This is a genomic window from Streptomyces sp. bgisy027, from assembly GCF_057710365.1.
Map to the genome: position 1 here is coordinate 1 of NZ_JBYIVZ010000112.1, position 4,349 is coordinate 4,349.

General features: G+C 67.4%; 1 protein-coding gene and 1 pseudogene. Both read right to left on the bottom strand.

The window, feature by feature from the left end:
* Positions 1–406: 406 nt before the first annotated feature.
* Positions 407–1,843 (bottom strand): annotated as a pseudogene (locus AC3ETA_RS47505) (MFS transporter); the annotation flags it as partial.
* Positions 1,844–2,003: 160 nt separating this feature from the next.
* Positions 2,004–3,533, bottom strand: a complete 1,530-nt coding sequence (locus AC3ETA_RS47510) for an MFS transporter (protein WP_432199124.1) — start codon at positions 3,531–3,533, stop codon at positions 2,004–2,006.
* Positions 3,534–4,349: the final 816 nt, after the last annotated feature.

Sequence of the window (4,349 nt, forward strand, 5' to 3'; positions counted from 1 at the left end):
GGCGGTTCAGTCGCTCTGCTGGAGCTGTCGATACTTTCTGTGCACCCTGGGAACTCTGCGTGACCGCTGGTCCGTTGTCGTGGCAGAGGATGTGCGACAGGTGGGGCCGCACACACAGTTGACACGCGAGGGGTGCGGGGTTGACGTCATGGGGTTCATGTCGGTGCCGGGCGTGTGGCTCGTCGCGGCGGCTGCCGTTTGGGGCGGGCTCTGGCTTGCCCGCCCCCTTGCGACTCGCCCCGCGGCGGTAGCTGCGGCGGTGGTGGTGGTGCGGATCGCGGTACCCGTGACCGTGGTGCGGATCGCGGCAGCCGCGACAGTGGTGCGGATGGCCGGATCGTCGCCCTCGTCTTCGGTCCCCCGGACCCGATCCGGCCATCCGCGGCCCTTCGCGGGCCCGGCCGGATCAGCCGGCCATCGGGCCCGCCGTCCCGGAGAGCGCGTCCAGGTCGCTCTTGCGGACACGGATCACCAACCATGCGGTGGCCAGGGCGATGACGGCCATCGAGGCGGCGGCCACGAAGCCCGTCGAGATGCCCTGCGTGAGTACTTCGTGGCCCCAAGGGCCGGGCAATTGGTGCGTCTTGGCGAACTCCGCCTTCTGCTCGGCCGACCCTTCCGCCATGAACTTCGGCAGTTGCTTCTCCGCCTCGTCCTTGCTGGCGGTGCCGAAGACCGTAGTCAGGATGGACAGGCCGAGCGAACCGCCGACTTGCTGCGTGGCGTTGAGAAGCCCGGACGCGGCACCGGCCTCGTGCTGGGCGACACCGGACACCGCGGTGATCGTCAGGGTCACGAAGTTCAGACCCATGCCGAAGCCGAACACCAGCATCGGGCCGAGCACTCCGCCGACGTACGAGCTGTCCGCGGTGATGAGGGTCTGCCAGGCAAGTCCGATCGCCGCGAGCCCGGAGCCGGCGAGCATGAACGGCTTGGGGCCGAGCACCGGAAGGAAGCGCTGCGACAGGCCCGCTCCCAGCGCGATCACGACCGTCACGGGCAGGAAGGCGAGGCCGGCCTCGATCGGGCTGTACTGGAGCACGTTCTGCACGAACAGGACGATGTAGAAGAACATGCCGAACATCGCCGCGGCGAGGCTGAGCATGATCACGTACGTGCCCGAGCGGTTGCGGTCGGCGAACATCTTCAGCGGGGTGATGGGTTCCTTGGCCCGCGATTCGATGAACGCGAAGGCCAGCAGCAGGACCACCGCCGCGCCGAAGGACCCGATGGTCAGGCTGTCCCGCCAGCCCTCGTCCGCCGCGCGGATGAAGCCGTAGACCAGGGAGGCCATGCCGGCCGTCGAGGTCACCGCGCCCGCTATGTCGAAGCGGCCGTTGTGCCGTTCGGACTCGTTGATGTACAGCGGCGCGAGCACGGCTATCACGATGCCTATGGGCACGTTGACGAACAGCACCCAGCGCCAGTCGAGCCACTCGGTGAGCATGCCGCCCGCGAGCAGACCGATGGCTCCACCACCCGCGGATACGGCGGCGAAGACGCCGAAGGCCCGGTTGCGTTCCGGGCCCTCGGGAAACGTGGTGGTGATGAGCGCCAACGAGGTGGGCGACGCGATCGCGCCACCCATGCCCTGGAGCACGCGCGCCGCCAGCAACTGCCAGGGCTCCTGGGCCAGTCCGCCGAGCAGCGAGGCGAGTGTGAACAGCAGGATGCCGGTCATGAAGACCCGGCGGCGGCCCAGGATGTCACCGGCGCGGCCGCCCAGAAGCAGTAGGCCACCGAAGGTGAGCGTGTAGGAGCTGACGACCCAGGTGAGGTCGGTCGTGCTGAACTTGAGAGCGTCTTGAATGTGCGGGAGCGCGATGTTCACAATCGTCGCGTCCGGTGGCGTTCCAACGCGCGTTATCAGATTCCGAATTCAGGCTGGGGCGTGACAGCGAGAGCTGCCGTCAGGGGCACCGCACGGCGTCCGTAGGCCGACGTACTCCGTGGTGGGTGGAGCGAGCGGTTACGGACGCCGTGGTCCGGGGGACGCGCGGAGCTTACGCGGCCGGGGCGCCGCCGCCCGCGCCGCTGAGGGCTTCCAAGTCGCTCTTGCGGACCCGTACGACGACCGTAGCGACGACGAACGCGAGGAGGGCCATGGCGGCGGCCGGGATGAAGGCCGTGGAGATCCCCTGGGCGAGGACTTCGTGGCTCCACGGGGCGGGCAACTGGTGGGTCTCGGCGAACGTGGCCTTCTGCTCCGGCGTGGCCTGGGCCATGAACGACGCGACTTGCTTGGTTGCCTCGTCGCGGCTGGCCGAGCCGAAGACGGTGGTGAGGATGGACAGACCGAGTGCACCGCCCACCTGCTGTGTCGTGTTGAGAAGGGCGGAGGCCGCCCCCGCCTCGTGCGAGGCGACGCCGGATACGGCGGTCACGGTGAGGGTGACGAAGTTGAGTCCCATGCCGAAGCCGAAGACCAGCATCGGTCCGAGCACCCCGCCGACATAGGAGCTGCCCGAGTCGACCAAGGACTGCCAGGCCAGGCCGATGGCGACGAGGGTGGTTCCGGCTATCAGGAACGGCTTGGGGCCGAGCACCGGCAGCAGCCGCTGCGATATCCCCGCGCCCACCGCAATGACCACGGTGACGGGCAGGAAGGCCAGGCCGGCGCTGATGGGGGAGTAGCCCAGCACGTTCTGCACGAACAGCACGATGTAGAAGAACATGCCGAACATCGCCGCCGCGAGGCTGATCATGATCACGTACGTGCCCGAGCGATTGCGGTCGGCGAACATCCGCAGGGGGGTGATCGGTTCCTTGGCGCGGCTTTCGACGAACATGAAGGCGACGAGCAATACCACGGCCGCGCCGAACGCGCCTAGCGTCAGCGAGTCCCGCCAGCCGTCGGATGCCGCCCTGATGAACCCATAGACCAGTGCGACCATGCCGAGCGTCGAGGTGAGCGCGCCGGTCAGGTCGAAGCGGCCGGGGTGGCGCTCGGACTCGTTGATGTAGCGCGGTGCGAGTGCCGCGATGAGGATGCCGATGGGTACGTTGACGAAGAGCACCCAGCGCCAGTCGAGCCAGTCGGTGAGCAGTCCGCCGGCCAGGAGTCCGATGGCGCCACCGCCCGCGGAGACGGCCGCGAAGATGCCGAATGCCCGGTTGCGTTCGGGGCCTTCGGGGAACGTGGTGGTGATGAGTGCGAGGGAGGTGGGTGATGCGATGGCGCCGCCCATTCCCTGCAGGACTCGTGCGGCCAGCAACTGCCAGGGCTCCTGGGCGAGTCCGCCGAGCAGCGAGGCGAAGGTGAACAGCAGGATGCCGGCGATGAAGACCCTGCGGCGCCCGAGGATGTCCCCGGCTCGCCCGCCGAGCAGCAGCAGTCCGCCGAAAGTGAGGGTGTAGGCGCTGACCACCCATGTCAGGTTGGTCGTGGAGAAGTTCAGCGCGGTCTGGATGTCGGGCAGGGCAATGTTCACGATCGTGGCATCGAGCACCACCATCAGCTGGCACGCAGCGATGACCGTGAGTGCGATGCCCGGGTGTGATGGGCGTGAGGCCGGACCCGGTGGCGCGGGCACGGGTGACTGCGTCTGTATCTGATCGTGCGTCACGGAATGTCCCCCAGAGACGAAGTAGTGAACGTATGCGTTCACTACTTGGGACGATAGTGAGTCGGCCTTTGTGAACGCAAGTGTTCTCTAAGGCGGTTGCCCGAGAAGTGGCGTCGTGAGTTGAGAAGGCCAGTGGGTCCGGCGGTAGCGCCGCGGACCGAACAGATGTGATAGCGGGGAGGTGGGCCTGGAGAAGGCTGGAGGGGCCGCCACGCTGTCGCACGGGGTTTGTGTGATTGGGTAATGCTTGTGAACGGTAGCGGCTGGCGGGACGCGACTTGGCTCGTCATCTGGGGTGCCGAGGGAGTGCTGCGCGAGTCGAGTCCTCGGGGGCTGCGAACGGGGAACGCCGTCGGCTTGTCCCGGGAGCTCGTGATTCAAGCGTTTGTCGTCCGTTTGGGCCAGTAGCTGGCGATGCTGGCCGCAGGTTCGAGTCTCGGCGGGAGTCGCAATCAAGGGCTGGTTGCACCACGCCTCGCGTGACCTGCAGAGGTTCCCTCGTTGTCGCTATGTGGGTGCATGTACCGAAAAACGAGGGGCGGGTGACACGGTGATCGTGTTTCGGTGAATCGTGTGTGCTGAGGGTTTGCATGGTCTCGTGTGAGCGCTGGGCGGGATCTTTCGGCGGTCGCGCGAGTAATCGCGTCGGCGTGATCTTGGTCGCCGGGAGACCTCGGCGCTCGTCATGGACCTTCCGGGTGACGTACTGGCCGCCGAGTTCGGTCGATGGCGCGCGTGTCAACCCTGGTGCGGGTGGCGATGAAGCCGTCGGCCGCTGAGAGC